At 52.1% G+C, this 15,822-nt stretch carries 14 protein-coding genes; 9 read left to right on the top strand and 5 right to left on the bottom strand.

What is annotated here, in order from left to right:
* Positions 1–136: 136 nt before the first annotated feature.
* Genes MPF33_01430 through MPF33_01420 form a run of 3 tightly spaced genes read left to right on the top strand, consistent with a single transcriptional unit; the run spans position 137 to position 4,171 of the window.
* Positions 137–1,564, top strand: coding sequence for an extracellular solute-binding protein (locus MPF33_01430; protein ID MCI2413904.1), 1,428 nt, complete (start codon positions 137–139; stop codon positions 1,562–1,564).
* A gap of 4 nt (positions 1,565–1,568) precedes the next feature.
* Complete coding sequence (locus MPF33_01425) at positions 1,569–2,525, top strand: ABC transporter ATP-binding protein (protein MCI2413903.1); 957 nt, start codon at positions 1,569–1,571, stop codon at positions 2,523–2,525.
* The gene (locus MPF33_01420; protein ID MCI2413902.1) at positions 2,522–4,171 is read left to right on the top strand and encodes an ABC transporter permease subunit; all 1,650 of its coding nucleotides are present in this window, start codon (positions 2,522–2,524) and stop codon (positions 4,169–4,171) included. The genes MPF33_01425 and MPF33_01420 overlap by 4 nt, the downstream gene beginning before the upstream one ends.
* Here the strand turns inward: MPF33_01420 and MPF33_01415 are convergent.
* Both MPF33_01415 and MPF33_01410 read right to left on the bottom strand, forming a co-directional pair.
* Positions 4,168–4,518, bottom strand: coding sequence for a hypothetical protein (locus MPF33_01415; GenBank protein MCI2413901.1), 351 nt, complete (start codon positions 4,516–4,518; stop codon positions 4,168–4,170). The two genes, MPF33_01420 and MPF33_01415, sit on opposite strands and share 4 nt — an antisense overlap.
* Positions 4,519–4,556: 38 nt before the next feature.
* Positions 4,557–5,033: a hypothetical protein gene (locus tag MPF33_01410; GenBank protein MCI2413900.1), complete on the bottom strand. Its 477-nt coding sequence runs from the start codon at positions 5,031–5,033 to the stop codon at positions 4,557–4,559.
* A gap of 97 nt (positions 5,034–5,130) precedes the next feature.
* Here MPF33_01410 and MPF33_01405 point away from each other — a divergent pair, with 97 nt between their 5' ends.
* Together MPF33_01405 and MPF33_01400 are read left to right on the top strand one after the other, a co-directional pair.
* Positions 5,131–5,976, top strand: a complete 846-nt coding sequence (locus MPF33_01405) for a helix-turn-helix domain-containing protein (protein ID MCI2413899.1) — start codon at positions 5,131–5,133, stop codon at positions 5,974–5,976.
* 36 nt (positions 5,977–6,012) lie between these two features.
* Positions 6,013–6,522, top strand: coding sequence for a hypothetical protein (locus MPF33_01400; GenBank protein ID MCI2413898.1), 510 nt, complete (start codon positions 6,013–6,015; stop codon positions 6,520–6,522).
* Positions 6,523–6,535: 13 nt separating this feature from the next.
* On the opposite strand, the gene MPF33_01395 is transcribed toward MPF33_01400, so the two are convergent.
* From MPF33_01395 to MPF33_01385, 3 genes are all read right to left on the bottom strand, one after another.
* Complete coding sequence (locus MPF33_01395) at positions 6,536–7,345, bottom strand: hypothetical protein (GenBank protein ID MCI2413897.1); 810 nt, start codon at positions 7,343–7,345, stop codon at positions 6,536–6,538.
* 35 nt (positions 7,346–7,380) lie between these two features.
* Positions 7,381–8,949, bottom strand: a complete 1,569-nt coding sequence (locus tag MPF33_01390) for a thiamine pyrophosphate-requiring protein (GenBank protein MCI2413896.1) — start codon at positions 8,947–8,949, stop codon at positions 7,381–7,383.
* Positions 8,950–9,018: 69 nt separating this feature from the next.
* Positions 9,019–9,930, bottom strand: a complete 912-nt coding sequence (locus tag MPF33_01385; GenBank protein ID MCI2413895.1) for a hypothetical protein — start codon at positions 9,928–9,930, stop codon at positions 9,019–9,021.
* Between the two features lie 123 nt (positions 9,931–10,053).
* On the opposite strand from MPF33_01385, the gene MPF33_01380 reads away from it, so the two are divergent.
* Genes MPF33_01380 through MPF33_01365 form a run of 4 tightly spaced genes read left to right on the top strand, consistent with a single transcriptional unit; the run spans position 10,054 to position 15,783 of the window.
* Complete coding sequence (locus tag MPF33_01380; GenBank protein MCI2413894.1) at positions 10,054–10,797, top strand: NAD-dependent protein deacylase; 744 nt, start codon at positions 10,054–10,056, stop codon at positions 10,795–10,797.
* A gap of 55 nt (positions 10,798–10,852) precedes the next feature.
* Entirely contained in the window at positions 10,853–13,126 is a 2,274-nt protein-coding gene (locus MPF33_01375) for an MMPL family transporter (protein ID MCI2413893.1), read from the top strand.
* A gap of 23 nt (positions 13,127–13,149) precedes the next feature.
* Positions 13,150–14,520: a TldD/PmbA family protein gene (locus MPF33_01370; protein MCI2413892.1), complete on the top strand. Its 1,371-nt coding sequence runs from the start codon at positions 13,150–13,152 to the stop codon at positions 14,518–14,520.
* The gene (locus tag MPF33_01365) at positions 14,521–15,783 is read left to right on the top strand and encodes a TldD/PmbA family protein (protein ID MCI2413891.1); all 1,263 of its coding nucleotides are present in this window, start codon (positions 14,521–14,523) and stop codon (positions 15,781–15,783) included.
* Positions 15,784–15,822: the final 39 nt, after the last annotated feature.

The raw sequence follows: 15,822 nt of genomic DNA, 5'->3' as shown, positions 1-15,822 counted from the left end.
GGAAATTTCCCCTCTTACCTTAAATAAACTGGTTAAAAAGGAATAACTAGGTCTAAAAGATCCTTAGGGAAATTTGAAAGTGATTCATAAACTTTATACTAGAAAAGCCTTTTACTGAAGGTTACAATTTGTTCCCATGAAAGGCGTATCCACTGGAGTTATTGTAGGCGTAGTTATAGCAATAATAGTTATAGGCGCAGTTGCGGGCTATCTTCTGCTCGCCCACCACGTAACTCCTACCTCACCGTCTACCACAACCCCCACCACTTCTTCCCCGGTGACGCTCACAGTGGTTACCTTCTCTGGTGAGTCGGCACAGTTCATACAGTACGCAGGAAATGTGTTCTCAGAGGAACATCCAGGTGTAACGGTTAAAGTCATAGCCTATCCGTTCAGCGACTACATAAGTAAGGAGCTGACAGTCCTTGAGGCCCACTCCTCTCAGTACGACATCATAGGCTTTACGTCAACCTCGGCCCAGGACGTCTCTCCCTACCTACTGCCCCTTAACTCCTCAATGTTCAACATGTCCGACATAATCTCCTCGCAGGAGGACTTCGGCGGAGTCATCTACAACGTGACTTTACACGAGAACGTAATGGTAGGCATAGCCTACGAGACTGCGGTCTACTTGACTGCCTACAAGACCTCAATATTTGACAACCAAACGCTGGCCAACGAGTTTTACCAGGAGTATCACATGAACTTATCCCCTAGCACGTGGCAAAACTGGACCGTTGTCCTAGACGTTGACCAGTTTCTGGTCTCCCACAATGTGACCAAGTACGGCTTCATAATTGACGACCACGAGTCTCACGGCATAATCGACGCCTTTCCAGCGGTGTTTGGGTACTACTACGCCAGAAGCCCCTCTCTTAATCACGGTAATATATCCGGCATACCAGGATTTAACGTGATGTTCGAGGGCTACATCCTGCCGGGCTACAAGTTCCCGTTGCCCTCGTTTAACTCCAGCGCGGGGCTAGAGGCGTTGCAGACCTACGCCAAGCTGGTGAGCTACGAGCCACCTCCCAGCTCCATCCAGATGTCCTACGACAACATCCCCGTGTTCTACACCAAGGCCCCAGGGGCGTTTCTCTTCACTTCCCAGCTTTCCTCAATTAACTCCACGCTGCTCAACGTGACCTACTTGGCACCGCTCCCAGGGGGATACGCAGAGACAGGGACAGACCTACTCGGCGTGAGCAAGTACTCAGCACACACACAGCTAGCAGAGGAGTTCCTGGCGTTCCTCGTGTCGCCACAGATGCAGGAGATCGCCTTCCTTAAGTTCCACAAGTTCCCAATCTCCAAGGAGGCCTTCCTTGACCTAATACACAACTCCTCATTGCCTTCCTACGAGAGGGAGTGGCTCTCCGCTACCTACAGTGCCGCCCTCAACGCGTGGGCCAACCCGCCAAACGTACCGCCAACGTACAACTACTTGATACCCTCCTTCAACCAGCAGGTCTTCAGCTACTTGGAGGGACAGACGACAGCTTCCCAAGCGCTTAACACCGCTGCCTCGCAGTGGGTAGAGGCCCTAGAGCAGTACTACGGGTAAAAGCATGAGCGTTGAGCTTAGGAACGTAACCAAGAGGTTCAAGGGAATAGTTGCACTTGACAGCGTCAACCTAAAAGTGGAAAAGGGAGAGTTTTTCGTCATCTTAGGCCCCTCTGGTTGCGGTAAGACCACGCTCTTAAGGACCGTTGCAGGGCTAGAGAGGGCAGAGGGCGAGGTTTTAATAGACGGCAAAGACGTAACGATGTTGCCCCCATCCAAGAGGGGAGCGGCCATGGTCTTCCAGAACTACGCCCTCTACCCCAACAAGACAGTATACGAGAACTTGGCAATGCCAATAGAGGACTTAGGGAAGAGGGAGGTCGAGGAGAGGATCCAGTACGTGTCCAAGAGCCTCGGGATAGGGGACCTGCTCGACAGATATCCGGGGGAGCTCTCTGGGGGGCAACAGCAGAGGGTGGCCCTAGCGAGAGCACTGGTGAGAAAGCCAAAGGTCTTCCTCATGGACGAGCCTCTCTCCAACTTAGACGCCCCACAGAGGTTACACGCCAGGAGGCTCGTGAAGGGGATCCAGATGGAGAACGGGATAACCACCATTTACGTCACCCACGACCAAGCTGAGGCCATGGCCCTTGCTGACAGGGTGGCAATAATGGACAAGGGGAAGATTGTGCAAGTGGGGACTCCGGAGGAGATCTACGAAAACCCAGCAAACGCCTTTGTAGCCAACTTCTTTGGTCTACCCCCAATGAGCCTTGTCGACGGGAAGCCCTTCGACGTCAACGGGAAGGTGGGCATTAGGGTAGAGGACGTGTTCCTGGGACAGGAGGGGTTTGTAGGGGAGGTATCGGACGTGGAGTTCTGGGGGGACAAGTACCTGGTTTACGTCAAGTTCGAGGGAGGAGAAGTGAGGGCGTTCAGCAAGGAGAAGCTCAATGTTGGGACTCAAGTTAAGTTCTCCGTGAGAAAGTACAAGATATTCGGGGGCGACGGGAGGAGTTGAGGTACTCCATACCCTACCTAGTTTACATCTTCGGGTTCGGCGTAATTCCCTTCCTGTACACGTTCTATATCGTCGGCGCAAACCTGGATCAGTTGGGCAAGGTTTTCGTCCTCATACCCTTGGGACTGGTAGTGTACAACACCTTCGCGTTCTCTTTCCTCTCAGCAATAGCCTCCACGGTAATAGGCTCTTTCCTCGCAATGGCGGTAGACCTCATGTCAAGGGGAAAGAGGGTCGTGTCCCTCCTCTCCATGTTGCCCTACACCATCCCCTTCACCTCTTCCGCGTTGATATGGGCCATAAGCCTTTACGGCCACTACGGGTGGTTTACCTACTTGCTGGGAATAGGCTACGACCCGCTCTACTACAAGTCAACTGCGCTCTGCACCCTTGTCCTCGTGAACGTCTGGACTTCCGTGCCCCTGTCCTTCCTGATCATGTTGTCCGCCATTAGGTCGCTACCGCAAGAGATTAAGGAGGCGTCATTGGTCGACGGCATTCCCCTTTCCGAGTACTACTCCAAGGTGGTCTTCCCGGCAGTGGGGAAGGCGTTTTGGCTCTCCTTTGTACTACAGTTTGTCATCTCTCTAGGTAACTTTGATTTACCCTACGTGCTGACTCAAGGAGGCCCAGGCTACTCCACCACGACCCTGCCCCTACTCGTCTACGACGAGATGTTCGAGCTTGGCAATTTCTCTGGCGGAGCCGTTGCGTCAGCAATCTTAGGCGTCTTCGCAACAATCCCCTCAGTTATCCTCCTCCTTTTAATAAGGACTAAGAGGAACAAGCTCCTTCCCTCCTTCAAACTGAGGGTACCAGATAGGGCGTTCAAAGGCTTGATCTACGCCTTGACAGCTCTGTTGCTGTTCTTCCTGGACTTTCCAGTGTACTGGATGTTCCTTGTAGCGTTTAGGAAGGCCTACCTCGACTTCAGCTACCCACCAATCCTCTTCCCAAAGGACTTAACGTCTTCTTACTTCCTCACTGCACTGGGCTCCTCAGCCCCGTACATGGTGACCAGCGTCGTCGTAGCTTCAACTGCCTCTCTCCTCACTGTCCTCCTTTCCCTCCCCTCAGCTTACGAGGTCTCAAAGGGCAAGGGTTCTTGGATACTACCGCTCTCCATTTACCTATACTCCCTCCCCTCTGCCTCCTTCGTGTTACCACTCTTCATGTTCTTCTCATCCGTGAACCTATTGAACACTTGGTGGGCTCTGATCCTTTCAACTCCCATCTTCACTGCAACTTTTGGCGTCTGGGTGCTCTACAACTTTTTCGTCGACTTCCCTAGGGCATACGACGACGCTGCAGAAGTCTTCTCCATAAAAAGAAAACTGACCAGGATAATCTTCCCCCTTTCAAGGCCTGCTATGTTTTCTGTCCTCCTGCTCTCCTTCATATTCAACTGGCACCTCCTATTCTATCCCCTCGTCTTCTCGTCTACGCCCTATAACTACTCTTTCCCTCCGCAGGGGGCCCAGACGGTTACCTTATTTGCCCTAGAGGCGTTGGGTAACGAGAGCTTAAATTGGGGGCTCTTAGCCTCTTCTGCTCTTGTAGCCGCGTTTCCCGTTATGATTCTCACGCTTTTCGCTGTGGACAGGGTAATAAAGGGAAGTTACAAGGGAGGGATAAAGTTCGTCTAAATGTAAGTATGGGGCCTTGCAGAGTCCGGGTTCCTTATCATGGAAATGAGGATGTCGTTACCCTTGCTCATCTTCTCTATCATTACGTAAGAGAGCACCCTGAGCTTCTCCCTCTTGCAGGACATATCCTTCTTCATCACTTCCCTCAACTCCTCTTCGAACTTTGTGTTTACGTCAAGCAGGGTCTTTTCTTCCTCCAGCTCCCTAAGTTCCTTCTCAACTTCCGCCGTCAATTTGAAGAGCTCCTCGCTCTCCTCACCCTTTGCCAGCTCCAGTAGGTACTTCCCAGCCTCTTCCACTTGTCCTCTGTTTAAGTAGTCTACTGCCTTCATGAGCTCTTTGAACATAAGTAAGTATTCTCGACGAGAAATAAAAAACCCTCCCCTTAGTCCGAGCTAGAGGACTCTCCCTGGGAGGACACCTGCTGGTAGTATAGGTTGACGTAGTTCAAGATGTCCTGGGGGGAGACGTTCTGGTAGCTCACCCCAGTAACGAACACCACGGCTACCCTGTTCTCCTTCTCTAGGTGGACTAGGACTGACGTGTTGTACAAGGTGAGCTCAACGGTCTTCCCGTTCTTGAACTGGATGATCACGTAGAGGCTCTGGAAAAGGGAGGCGTTTGGCTTGATCCCGACGACGTACTCTCCTTCTCCCTTGACGTGGAAGACGTAGACGAACTTGTAGGAAAAGGAGTACTCAGGGGTGGAGTTGACGTGGGCGGGCTGAGAAGTAAAAGTAGTTCCGCTGTTACCCGGCAATGCCGATGTGCCGGGGTGGAGGGCGGTGTAGAGCTCTATGCCTAGCACAACGTTTGCCACAAGCGTCACCACGAGCAAAGCCACTAGGAGATTTTGCCTCATATGTGATTAATTGTTGTTCCACTGTTTATTAAGGAATACGCGAAACCGGTGAAACTAGAGGCTAAAATTTTTACCTAGTCGTGCTAGATTATGTATAATGAAGTCGTTGCTGACGTTAATAGCGCTAGCGTTAGCGGCCTTTACGGTGACTGTCTCTCACTCGTCTACCTTGGTGGTCTTCTACAACGGCACAGTGGTAGCTAACATCTCAGGGGAGAGTCGCTTCCTGTTGGTGGGCCACAACGTCACCCCAATTAGGGTCTCGGGCAGTAGCTTCAGCGTCCAGGGGGGCGTGGTGTACTTTTCCAACAAGAGCAACGTTACCATAAGCTACGTCGCATCATTCAGCAAAGGGGTGATATCCTTGAACGAACCCTACCCCTTGAACATAACGCTTTACCTGCCCTCAGCCTCTACGGTAACTTACATGAGCCCGGTCCCTGACAGCTTCTCCCTTCAGGGCGGGTACTACAAACTGTCCTTCTACTCCGACAACGTCACCGTCCTCTACTACCTGCCTCCAGCGGTCGGGGGGTCAACAAGCTCCCAGCCAAACTACAACATGATCTACACTCTGTTGGCGGTCTTAGTGGGACTGAACGGTTTCTTTGCTTTCTCGATCGTAAAGCTCCTGAGGGCAAGGGTAAGGACTGCCACGGTACAGGTTCCGGAGGCCAAGGAACAGCCCAAGGAAAAAGAAGCTGAGGAGGGGAAGGAAGAACAGCAAAGCGAGGGGAGGCTCAACGACAGGGACTTGCTTGTCCTCGAGGCGATAAACAAGGGGAACTACACTCTGTCAGACATAATGAAGTTCACTAAGCTACCCAAGACTACCACGTACAGGAGGGTTAAGAAGCTGGTCAGCCTCGGTTACGTCGAGGAAGTGAAGAAGGAAGGCAGGACTTTTTACGTTCCTAAGAACCGTTCCGGAACGAGTTCCTAATATAGCCTTTTGGAGAAGTGTTATCTCAGACCAAAAATGAACAAACTGTTAATCCTCGGAGGCCTAATGGCCCTGCTAGTGGGAGTGGGGATAGCTGTAGCGGACTCCTTCATGGGCCAGATAGCTTCCCTATCCTACCACGTAACTGCGCCCAGTCAGTCCAGCCAGTCTAGTAATGATACAGTACTGTTAATGGCAAACATTAACTTAGGTAACCTCACCGCCGGCCAGAGCGGTAACTACACCGCTGAAGCCAAGGTCCAGCTGAGCTCCGGCTACTATACCTTTAAGCTCAACGACGGCGCCCTAGAGGACGAGTTCTCTCAGTTTACCGTAGTGCTGAAGTTCTCCAACTACACCATCACGTTAACAAAGGACCACCACGAGAGCCACAAGATGTACTTGCCCAGCGGGACCTACGACATCACCATAGTAATATACTACGCAGTGTCCGAGCACGCCCACAACGCCACAGTGAGTAACACGCCCTTGATAATAATAAAGGAAGAAAACTCGGATAACGGCTCAGACGAAGGCAACAGTTAAAGGCCCCTCTTTTTTATCTAACGTCTATTTTTACGGAAGCCCCCCTGACAAAGGGGGCCTTGAAGAACACTGCTATCCAGTCCTCTGGGTCTCCCTTTTCGTTGGGCATGAGCTCCCTAAACTTGACCACGTACTCCTTCATCTTGGAGAAGTCCTCTTTGCTTATGTCGTACACCACCTTCACCTTTAGCCCCCTAAACGTGTAGGTGACGCTCTTCTCCCCCTCGTCCACGTAAAACTTCCCCAACTTCCCTGCAATGACTATGCCCTTTGGCTCAACCTCCTCCAAGTAGCCCCTCAACAGTTCCTTGAAGCTCTTCCCGTGCTCCTTGTACGCCTCTGCCTGGGCCAAGTGGTAGAGCGAGAGGAACAGCTTCACGCCGTGGCTCCCGTACATCTTCACGTAGTACTTCCTCACCTTCTTGATGGCCTTTCCGGCTAGGTCGTAGATGGCGACCTTCACCTTGGGCAGGGGGTAGTTCAAGAGCTTCGACATCACAACCCACTCCTCGTAACCGTCCTGCTCTCCAGAGGGCTCGAAGTACTCATCGCTCTCCACAGCCAAGTCCTTATACAAGTAGACCAACCTCTTCCCCTGCCTGTCCACGTGGAACTCCCCGAACTTGCCCCTCACTACCTCCCCAGGGATGAGGAGGTCGTTCACGACTGCGGACTTCAGTGTTCCCACGTAGGAGCTCCCAGCCTTGGACAAGTACTCGTACTGAAGGGAGTGGTAAGAGTATAGGAACGACCTCCTCCCCTCTTCCTTCCCCATCATGTCCTCGTGGAACTCCATTAACCTCCTGAGAACGTTTTTTATCATGGGAATATGAAGGGGACGGTAGATTAAAAGTTGTCTCAAGTCTTTACCACTTTGGCGTGGACTATGGCTGGCCTCCCCCTCTCCACCTCTTCCTTAGCCTTCCTTAGGGCCCCCTCAACTTCCTCCGCCCTCTCCACGTAGAAGTACTTTCCCCCAACCTTCTCTATAGTCGAGGGGAGCTCCCCTATGTCTATCTCCGCCCCGGGGAACCCGTCGAACTTCTCCCCTGGATATACCTCCTTTACTGCCCTCTGCACGGCGTTCCACGCCTTGTTGTCGAAGATCACGGTCAGCACCGGGTACCTCCTCTGGAGGTGGTAGAACGCCAGGGGCTCGCCAAAGATGAAGGACCCGTCGCCCACCGCTACCACCACTTCCTTCCCAGTTGCCATCTTGTACCCTACCCCTGCCCCCATTGCCCAACCCAAGTGACCAAAGGCCGGGTCTCCGAAGTAGGAGTTGAACTCGTCGAAGGAGCAGTACTTGGGGTTTAGGTCGTACTCGTTGAACACCGTCCAGCCCAACTTACACACCTCGTACGATAGGTAGTTGGGGTGGATTGAGGGTTGGGACGAGAGCTTCTCTAGGTTCTTCCTCTTCTCCTCCCTCTGCCTCAATATCTCCTCCTGGAGCGACTTGTCCGGTTCCCTCTTAACGTTCAGCCTGTTGAAGAACTCGTCTACAGCACTTTGGACGCATAGGTCACAGGAGAAGCCGTAGAAGGGTATGTAGGAGTAGGAGGGCTCCACGTCAACCCTTATAACCTTAGCGTCCACGTCCACCTTTTTCGGTATCCATGGGACGTCCACCTCAACCTCTATGATTAGGTCAGCGTCCCTGAGGTCTAAGTGGTCTATCGCCATCTTCCCGGACGAGGGGTAGTTAACCCTCTCTCCTACGTAGTTCAACACTGGTATGTTTGCCCTGTCCGCGAAGTCCCTTAACGCCTTAAACCAGCTCTCCCTTCTTCCCGCCCTCCAAGTGACAATAACGGGGTCTGAGGCTCTCTCTATCATCTCCTTGGCCCTCTGCAGGTAGGACTCCGGTACACCGGCGTAAAAGGGCTCCATCCTTGTTCCCCTGTCCTCCGCCTCTGCAACGCTTATCTCCCTAGGTATGGCCAAGTACACTGGCCCTTGAGGCTCGCTCAACGCAATCTGTACTGCCCTCCTCAGTGCTGGCTCGATCTGCGACGGGTGTCTAACTTCGAAGCTCCACTTGAAGAACTTAAAGCCCTCCTGGTCCGCGTCCTGTGTCCAGTGGATCCTCAAGTCCTTGCTTGCTGTGCTTCCCTTCTCGGTGTAGGGACTCTTCCCTGCAACGACGAGGAGGGGTATCCTTGAGGTAAAGGCGTCAGCTATGAAGCCCAAGGAGTTGAACGTCCCTGGGATTGTGTGAACAAAAAGGACGCCGAGCTTCCCTGCTAGGGAATAACCAATTGCCGCGCTAGAGGCCACGATCTCGTGGAGGGCTACTTCAAATTCAGGAAGCCCTTTCTCCTCCACTTGTGCCTTTATGAAGGCAGGGTAGTCTGTTCCCGAGACTATGAATATCCTATCCGTGTATTCTCTTAAAATCTTTAAAATGAGCTTCCCAGTTTCCATAAAAAAGTTACGAACCTAGGTAAATGAATTTAACCTTAAACGTAAAAACCTTCAGCAAATGAAACGCCTTCAATTAGTTACCGGACTAGCCTTCTCCGCTTTCCCCTTAGCTTGCTTTACCTCTCTGTAGCTCATCAGTATGCTCGCGACTCCCACTCCTCCCACTACCGTAATCACTAGAAGGAAGCCTAGGTCTATTGCGTCCAAGTTGGGGATAGGGTTGCCAGTAGAAATCGCCCAGTTGTCTATTGATGGTAGAAGCATTACTAGTATCCCGACTAAGGAGAACACAATGCCTCCGTAGTACAAGGTCCTGCCTGCAGACTTACTGCCTATGTACTTGATGTCGTCCTCCGATAGCTTTTTGGCCCTCATCACGTTGGCGAATATGGCCCCAAATATTATTTGCATGGTCATAGTGCCTAAGCCAAACATTACGCCAGGCAGAGGGGCATACCATATGGACGGCATCATGGGGGCAAGGATAAAGGTTATAATTGATGCATAGGCCCCGAAACCGAACCCCGCTATTAGACCGTGGACTATGGTCATCTTCAGGGGTACGTCCCTGACCTCGGTCCTCTCAGCCTTCCCAGTGTGTCCCTCGCTGTGGAGTAGCTTGTCTATTGGCAAGTGCAAGTACCTCCCCTTCAAGATGTAGGACCCTGCAATCGCCATCACAATTCCTACCACGAAGTACACTGGGCCGTCCAGGTTGTATTCTTTATAGATAGCAGCGAGACCTATGAAGCCTAAAGTCGTCAAAAAAGCCCTCTGAATGGTGAAGCCCAAGGAGAACAGGAAGCCTGCCTTCATTCCGCCCTTGGTGCTATACTTCCCTATAGCGTAGCTGAAGGTTATTGGCCAAGTGTGTTCGTCTGGAGTGGCCCCGTGCATTATGCCCAAGATGTAGGATACTAGGAGTATTTCTCCTACGCTTAAGCCGGTTGGCGGGTTTAACAAGAACTGTATGAAGTTCATTTGTATCTAATATTTAGGGTTACCCAAAACTATATAAGTTTTTCTAGGACGTTTAGTCTCCTAGAACGAGGGACGTGGTAAACACTCTCAAAGTTTTAATCCTTTGGGGGTAAAACCTGTTTTATGGAGTGCAAAAGGATAGCCGACCTCCTGCTCTCCTCGGCTTACGCCATAGCCTTTACCGGGGCGGGGATAAGCACGGCCTCCGGCATACCCGACTTCAGGGGGCCCAACGGACTCTGGAAGAGGTACCCACAGGAGCTCTCCAGTGTGGAGTACTTTAACAGGGACCCAAAGGGCTTCTGGGAGTTTTTCGGCTTCAGGATGAGGTCCCTCTTTGAGGCGAGGCCAAACTCAGCCCACGTAGCCCTTGCAGAGCTGGAGAGGATGGAGCTCATAAAGGCCGTAATAACCCAGAACATCGACGGACTGCACCAGTCCGCGGGCTCAGTAAACGTCATAGAGCTACACGGCACAGTGAAGAGAAGCTACTGCTCCTCCTGTTACAAGCAGTACGACTCGAGGGAGGTACTCAAGAAGCTCGACTACGGGGAGAACCCTCCTCGATGTGCGTGCGGAGGTGTTATAAGGCCAGACGTAGTCCTCTTTGGTGAGCCAGTCACTAGGATCCAGGAGGCAATTGAAATAGCCTACGAGTCCGACCTAGTCCTAGTGGTGGGGTCCTCGCTCGCCGTTTACCCAGCGAACTTGATACCTCAGATAGTGAAGCAGAGGGGAGGGTCACTGGTAATAGTAAACATGGAGGAGACGCCCCTTGACCCCATCGCCGACATTGTGTCAAGGGAGAGGGCTGAGGTAGAGCTGGACTGCGTGCTCAAGGAGGTAAAGGCTAGGGTAAACGCGTGAAACGTTCTCTCGCAATTTTCTACAGACTTATTAATTCAAGGACTTTAACCCGTATATGGACAAGAGGCTTTTGGTAGTACTTTGGACAGTGGCCATCTTGGTGGCGTTGTTCCTTGCTTCCTCTTCTTCAAAGTACTTAAACTACAACGAGAACGTCACCATACCCCCAAGCTACCCTTCTCAGAAGGCACAGCTACTCCTAGACCAGTACTTCCACGGCGCCAACGCAAACAACACCATCGACGTGGTACTAGTGAACGCCAGTCCAGAGGAGACCTACCAAGTGGTTAAACTAATACAGAACGTTTCCAGCGTGACGCAGGTGGACAGCGTAGTCACCGCCTACCTCCAATACGACGAGGAGATAGGCAAGGCCATAAACTTCACGGGCTACCAAGTAATGCAGGAAGAGAAGACGGACAACGTCACCCTCATCAGGGAGCAGGTAGCCAAGTTGCTCCACGTGCCCTTTTCCTACACTACCTTGTTCAACGTGTCACCTGAGAGGCTCCTGGAAGAGAACGAGACGGCCTTCTTCTCAATTACCCCTCCATCCTCCTTGACCTCCCTTTACGTAGCCAAGAACGTTTCGGTAATTTTCGTGTACACCAGGTATGGGCCTAACTTCCAGTTCCCCAACGGCACCTATCCAGCTGGGGAAGTGGCAGAGGAGCTCCAGAATAGACTCTCCAACGTACAAGTCACCCACTACTTGACGGGTCCCGGTCCCCTCGTACAGGAACTCTCGAGTAGCGAGAGCCAAAGGGAGACGATTACCTTCGTCTTAGTGTTCGTGGCACTCCTCGTCATAACTGGGGCTTACTTCCGGAGCCCCGTTGCCCCCATAATAACGCTGACATTAGTGGGTCTCTCAGCGGTGTTCGGCATGGCCGTAGTGACTCTGGTGGGACTCTTCTACCAGAAGGTGGACTTCCAAGTAATAGAGCCACTGATCTCAGTCCTCCTTGGGATCGGGGCTGACTACAGCGTCTTCCTCCTGAGCAGGTTCAGGGAGGAGCTGGGAAAGGGGGCTAGTAAGGAAGAGGCTGTCAAGACCTCGCTAAAGTACTCTGGAAAGGCGATACTCATTAGCGGGGTCGCAGTGACCTTCGTTTTCCTCTCGTTGTCCTTTATACCTTTCATGCAGACTTGGGGCCTTACAATAGGTTTCTCCGTTCCCATAACTGTAGCCCTAGCCTACACTCTCCTACCCTTGGTGTATGGTAGGCTTGGGGAAAAGATGTTCTGGCCCTCGAGGCCTAAGTCCGGGGAGAGCAGAACCTTGAGAAAGCTAGCGAGTGCCTCCCTCTCGAGACCAAAGACTGTTTTGGTGATCGCGTTAATAGTAGGTTTAGCCTCAGCTGCGTTCGTGTTAACCACTCCCCTCTCCCTTGATTTTACCTCTGGGCTTCCCAACATACCGGCGGTAGTGGGGTTAAAGGTGCTGGAAAACGCATTTGGCAACTCCTTCGTTAACCCAGTCCTCGTTGTCTTCAACTCCTCAAACATCAACACGTTTCTCTTGCTCAAGATCGCTTCCCTTGAGAGGAACATATCCTCCATGCCAGGAGTAACGCAGGTAATAGGCCCCGTCCCCCCAAACTTTAACGGGACTTACACCCCTGAGGTGATGACCCAACTGAAGGAAAACGTAGGGACTAACAACAGGACCCTTCTAATGACCGTGGTGATGTCTTACAACCCTTATTCCCCGCAAGCGGAGAAGCTAGTAGAAGAAATACAGAAGGAGGTAGCGCCCTATAACGGGTACGTAGGGGGGACTACCGCGAGCGTTGTGGACGCGCTCAAATACTTGATGCCCTACTACACTGCTTTGTCTATCGTGTTGCCGATAGTCCTTATAATGGCGTTGGCAGCGCTCTTGAGGTCAGTGAGGATATCCCTGGGGGCCGTGTCCACCATACTCTTAAGCGTCTCCGTGTCCTTGGCCATAATATACTTACTCTTCAGGAATAGCGAGGGAGTGCTCTTCTTCATACCGATAACCGTGTTCATACTCATGATGGGGCTGGGCAACGACTACAGCACCTTCATCCTTGTGAGGGTAAAGGAGGAGGTGGAAAGGACAAACAGCGTCGAGGGAATAGTGAGGGCTATATCCATTTCAGCAGGCGCAGTGACAGCCCTAGGGGTAATACTGGCAGCGTCATTTGGAGTGCTGGGGCTTGACCCAATAAAGCCCATAGCGGAGCTGGGGATAGGAATAGCCATGGCCGCCTTGATCGACACCTTTGTCATAAGGATATTCGTGTACCCAGCCTTGCTCAAGCTATTGGTAAGGCAAAAGGAAAAGGTGAAAAAGAATTAAATCTGTTGACGAGAGATTCATCTATGGATCTAGACGAGGTTGTTAAGAGGACAAACTTGAGTTACGTTGAAGGTAGAGAGCACGTCAACGAGACCACCTCCATCTACCTCATGAACGGCCAGCTCTTGGGCGTGAGGAGGGAGAGCTATGCGGGATACGCGTTAAGGGGCTACGAGAACGGCGTCCTCTACTTCTCTTCCTCAAAGTCTTTGGATTACCTCAAGCTCGTAAAGGTAAAAGCCGACGGCTGGGAGAGGCTGGACGACGTCCAAGTGAACCCAGGAAGATACGAGGTAAAGCAGAGGAGGTCATTCGACTCTATATCCTTAGACGAGAAGGTAAAGTTCTTGAAGGACGTCTACCTCAATTTGACCAAGCTAGACGTAAAGTCCAAGATCCTAAACTTCAACGTGAACTACTTGGAGTCAGTGGAGGAGAAAAGGATCGTTTTCCACGATGGCAACGAGGTGAGGGGTAGGGTGCCGAGGGTGTGGATCTTCTTCTCCATCGTCATGAAGTACCAGGATAGGACGGCCACGGTCTGGTCAGACGAGTTCGGCGCCAGCGGGGGGTTGGAGTGGTTGGATAACTGGGGGATAGAGGAGAAGCTGGCAGAGAAGATAAGGGAAGTGGACCATGTGCTGGTTAAGGGAAAGGCCTTAAAGGAGGGTAAGTACGACGTGGTGCTGGGACCAATGCTTGCTGGAATCATGGCACACGAGTCCGTGGGCCACCCATTCGAGGCGGACCGGGTCTTGGGGAGGGAGGCAGCACAGGCTGGGCTCAGCTACTTGACCTACATGAAAGAGGGGAAGGTGGGGAGCGAGGCAGTCACAGTGATAGACGATCCCACATTGCCCAACAGCAATGGCTTCTTTGAGATCGACGACGAAGGGGTCAGGGCTAGGCCTAAGTACCTCATAAAGAAGGGTGAGGTAAACCAGCTTCTTCACAACAGGTTCTCCGCTTCCAAATACAACACGAAGAGCAACGGCTCAGCGAGGGCTATGAGCTACAACAGGGAACCCCTAATAAGGATGTCAAACACGTTCTTCCAGCCAGGGGACATGTCCCTCGAGGAACTCCTGGCTGACGTAAAGGAGGGGGTGTACTTTAAGAGCTATATGGAGTGGAACATCGACGACTTGAGGCTAGGGGAGAGATACGTTGGGCTACAAGCTTTCGAAGTGAGGAACGGCGAGCTTGGAGATCCCGTGCTCTTCCCAGTACTGGAGGGGAAGACCAACGAGCTCCTTTCCAAGGTGGACGGAGCAAGCAATAGGCTACAGTTCTTCGCTGGAGTGTGCGGAAAGGGAGACCCAGACCAGGGAGTACCAGTATGGATGGGGGGTCCGGATTTAAGGTTAAGGGACGTTTACCTAAAGGTGATCTAAATGAACGAGGAACTACTCTCCCTGTTGGATTCCCTCAAGGGCTTCGACGAGAGGGCAGTACTGAAGCAACACGTCCAGAACACCGTGGTAAAGGTAGTGGAGAGTAAAGTGGCAACAGTTCAGAACCTAGACGACGAGGTCTATTACGTTCTAGTGAAGAAGGGGAGAAAGTACTTAGTAGCTACGCTGAGGGGTAGAGGAGAGGAAGTCGACTACTCGAGGTTAGTTGACGCCCTAGAGGAGCCGAAAATTTCGCCCAGGCTCACGGACAACGCCAAGGAGTATAAGTTCGAGAAAGTAGATCACGCCATGGAGAAGGTGAAGGAAGACCCACAGAAGGTCGTAGACTCCATAGACTCCAAGTACCCTGTTTACGGGATAGTTAACTTGACCAAAAGGGAGGTATCACTGGTGACGTCTAAGGGCTTTAACGGCACTGACGTTAGGTCAACGGTTGACGGATACTTTAGGGCTTTTAACAGTGAGTTCTCAGGGCAGTGGAGCTTCGCCTCAACTACCTACAGCGACAAGCTGGTGAGGGAAGCAGTGGAGACGGCTTCTGATTTCGCCTCCATAACAAACAAGGTCAGCGTAGACGACGGCAGGTACGACGTAGTGCTCTCACCCATGGTCATGGGCAACTTATTTGGCTACTTGGCGGAGATGGCCTCTGGGCTCTCAATCGTCATGGGCGAGTCCATATTCTACGACGTCAAACCGGGTACGAAAGTTGCTAGCGAGAAGTTAACCCTTTTGGACACGCCTAAGCAGGACAGACCAATGTCAGTAGGCTTCGACTGGGAGGGCACCTTCACTAGGGACAAGGCGATAATAGAGGGAGGGGTCTTCAAGACGCCGTTGTTAAACAACGAGGTCGCCGAGTTACTTGGCATGGAGAACACTGGCAACGCCGGGTGGGTCTATCCTAGGGCGTGGAACCTTGAGGTGAAGGAGGGGGAAGTAAAGAGGGAAGACCTTCTAGCGGGCAACGTGATACTGTTCAACAATAACTGGTACACAAGGTTCCAAAACTACGTGGAGGGGCAGTTCTCCACAGTGGGCAGGGACGCGGTAGTGGTGTACAGAGAAGGTAAGCCAGTGGGGGTGTCGCCAAGGCTCAGGATAGCCGACAGCCTAAAGAACTTGTTGAGGAACTTGGAGGAGCTCTCAAGGGAGAGGTACCTAGTGAAGTGGTGGGACGCCCCTACCCCGACGCTGACCCCCTACGCCTTGTTCAAGGGAGTGAAACTCACTAGGGCTTAAAGCGTTTTTCCCTAGCATCCCTCTCTCGTGTACTCAAGT

Source organism: Candidatus Aramenus sp. CH1 (genome assembly GCA_022678445.1).
Classification (GTDB): domain Archaea; phylum Thermoproteota; class Thermoprotei_A; order Sulfolobales; family Sulfolobaceae; genus Aramenus.
Note: the sequence above shows the minus strand (reverse complement) of the source record. Positions and strands in the feature narration are given on the sequence as shown.

Excerpts from the sequence above, each read along its gene's own strand:
- MPF33_01430 (MCI2413904.1), top strand. The coding sequence starts at position 137 with ATGAAAGGCGTATCCACTGGAGTTATTGTAGGCGTAGTTATAGCAATA.
- MPF33_01425 (MCI2413903.1), top strand. The coding sequence starts at position 1,569 with ATGAGCGTTGAGCTTAGGAACGTAACCAAGAGGTTCAAGGGAATAGTT.
- MPF33_01415 (MCI2413901.1), bottom strand. The coding sequence starts at position 4,518 with ATGTTCAAAGAGCTCATGAAGGCAGTAGACTACTTAAACAGAGGACAA.
- MPF33_01410 (MCI2413900.1), bottom strand. The coding sequence starts at position 5,033 with ATGAGGCAAAATCTCCTAGTGGCTTTGCTCGTGGTGACGCTTGTGGCA.
- MPF33_01405 (MCI2413899.1), top strand. The coding sequence starts at position 5,131 with ATGAAGTCGTTGCTGACGTTAATAGCGCTAGCGTTAGCGGCCTTTACG.
- MPF33_01400 (MCI2413898.1), top strand. The coding sequence starts at position 6,013 with ATGAACAAACTGTTAATCCTCGGAGGCCTAATGGCCCTGCTAGTGGGA.
- MPF33_01395 (MCI2413897.1), bottom strand. The coding sequence starts at position 7,345 with ATGATAAAAAACGTTCTCAGGAGGTTAATGGAGTTCCACGAGGACATG.
- MPF33_01390 (MCI2413896.1), bottom strand. The coding sequence starts at position 8,949 with ATGGAAACTGGGAAGCTCATTTTAAAGATTTTAAGAGAATACACGGAT.
- MPF33_01385 (MCI2413895.1), bottom strand. The coding sequence starts at position 9,930 with ATGAACTTCATACAGTTCTTGTTAAACCCGCCAACCGGCTTAAGCGTA.
- MPF33_01380 (MCI2413894.1), top strand. The coding sequence starts at position 10,054 with ATGGAGTGCAAAAGGATAGCCGACCTCCTGCTCTCCTCGGCTTACGCC.
- MPF33_01375 (MCI2413893.1), top strand. The coding sequence starts at position 10,853 with ATGGACAAGAGGCTTTTGGTAGTACTTTGGACAGTGGCCATCTTGGTG.
- MPF33_01370 (MCI2413892.1), top strand. The coding sequence starts at position 13,150 with ATGGATCTAGACGAGGTTGTTAAGAGGACAAACTTGAGTTACGTTGAA.
- MPF33_01365 (MCI2413891.1), top strand. The coding sequence starts at position 14,521 with ATGAACGAGGAACTACTCTCCCTGTTGGATTCCCTCAAGGGCTTCGAC.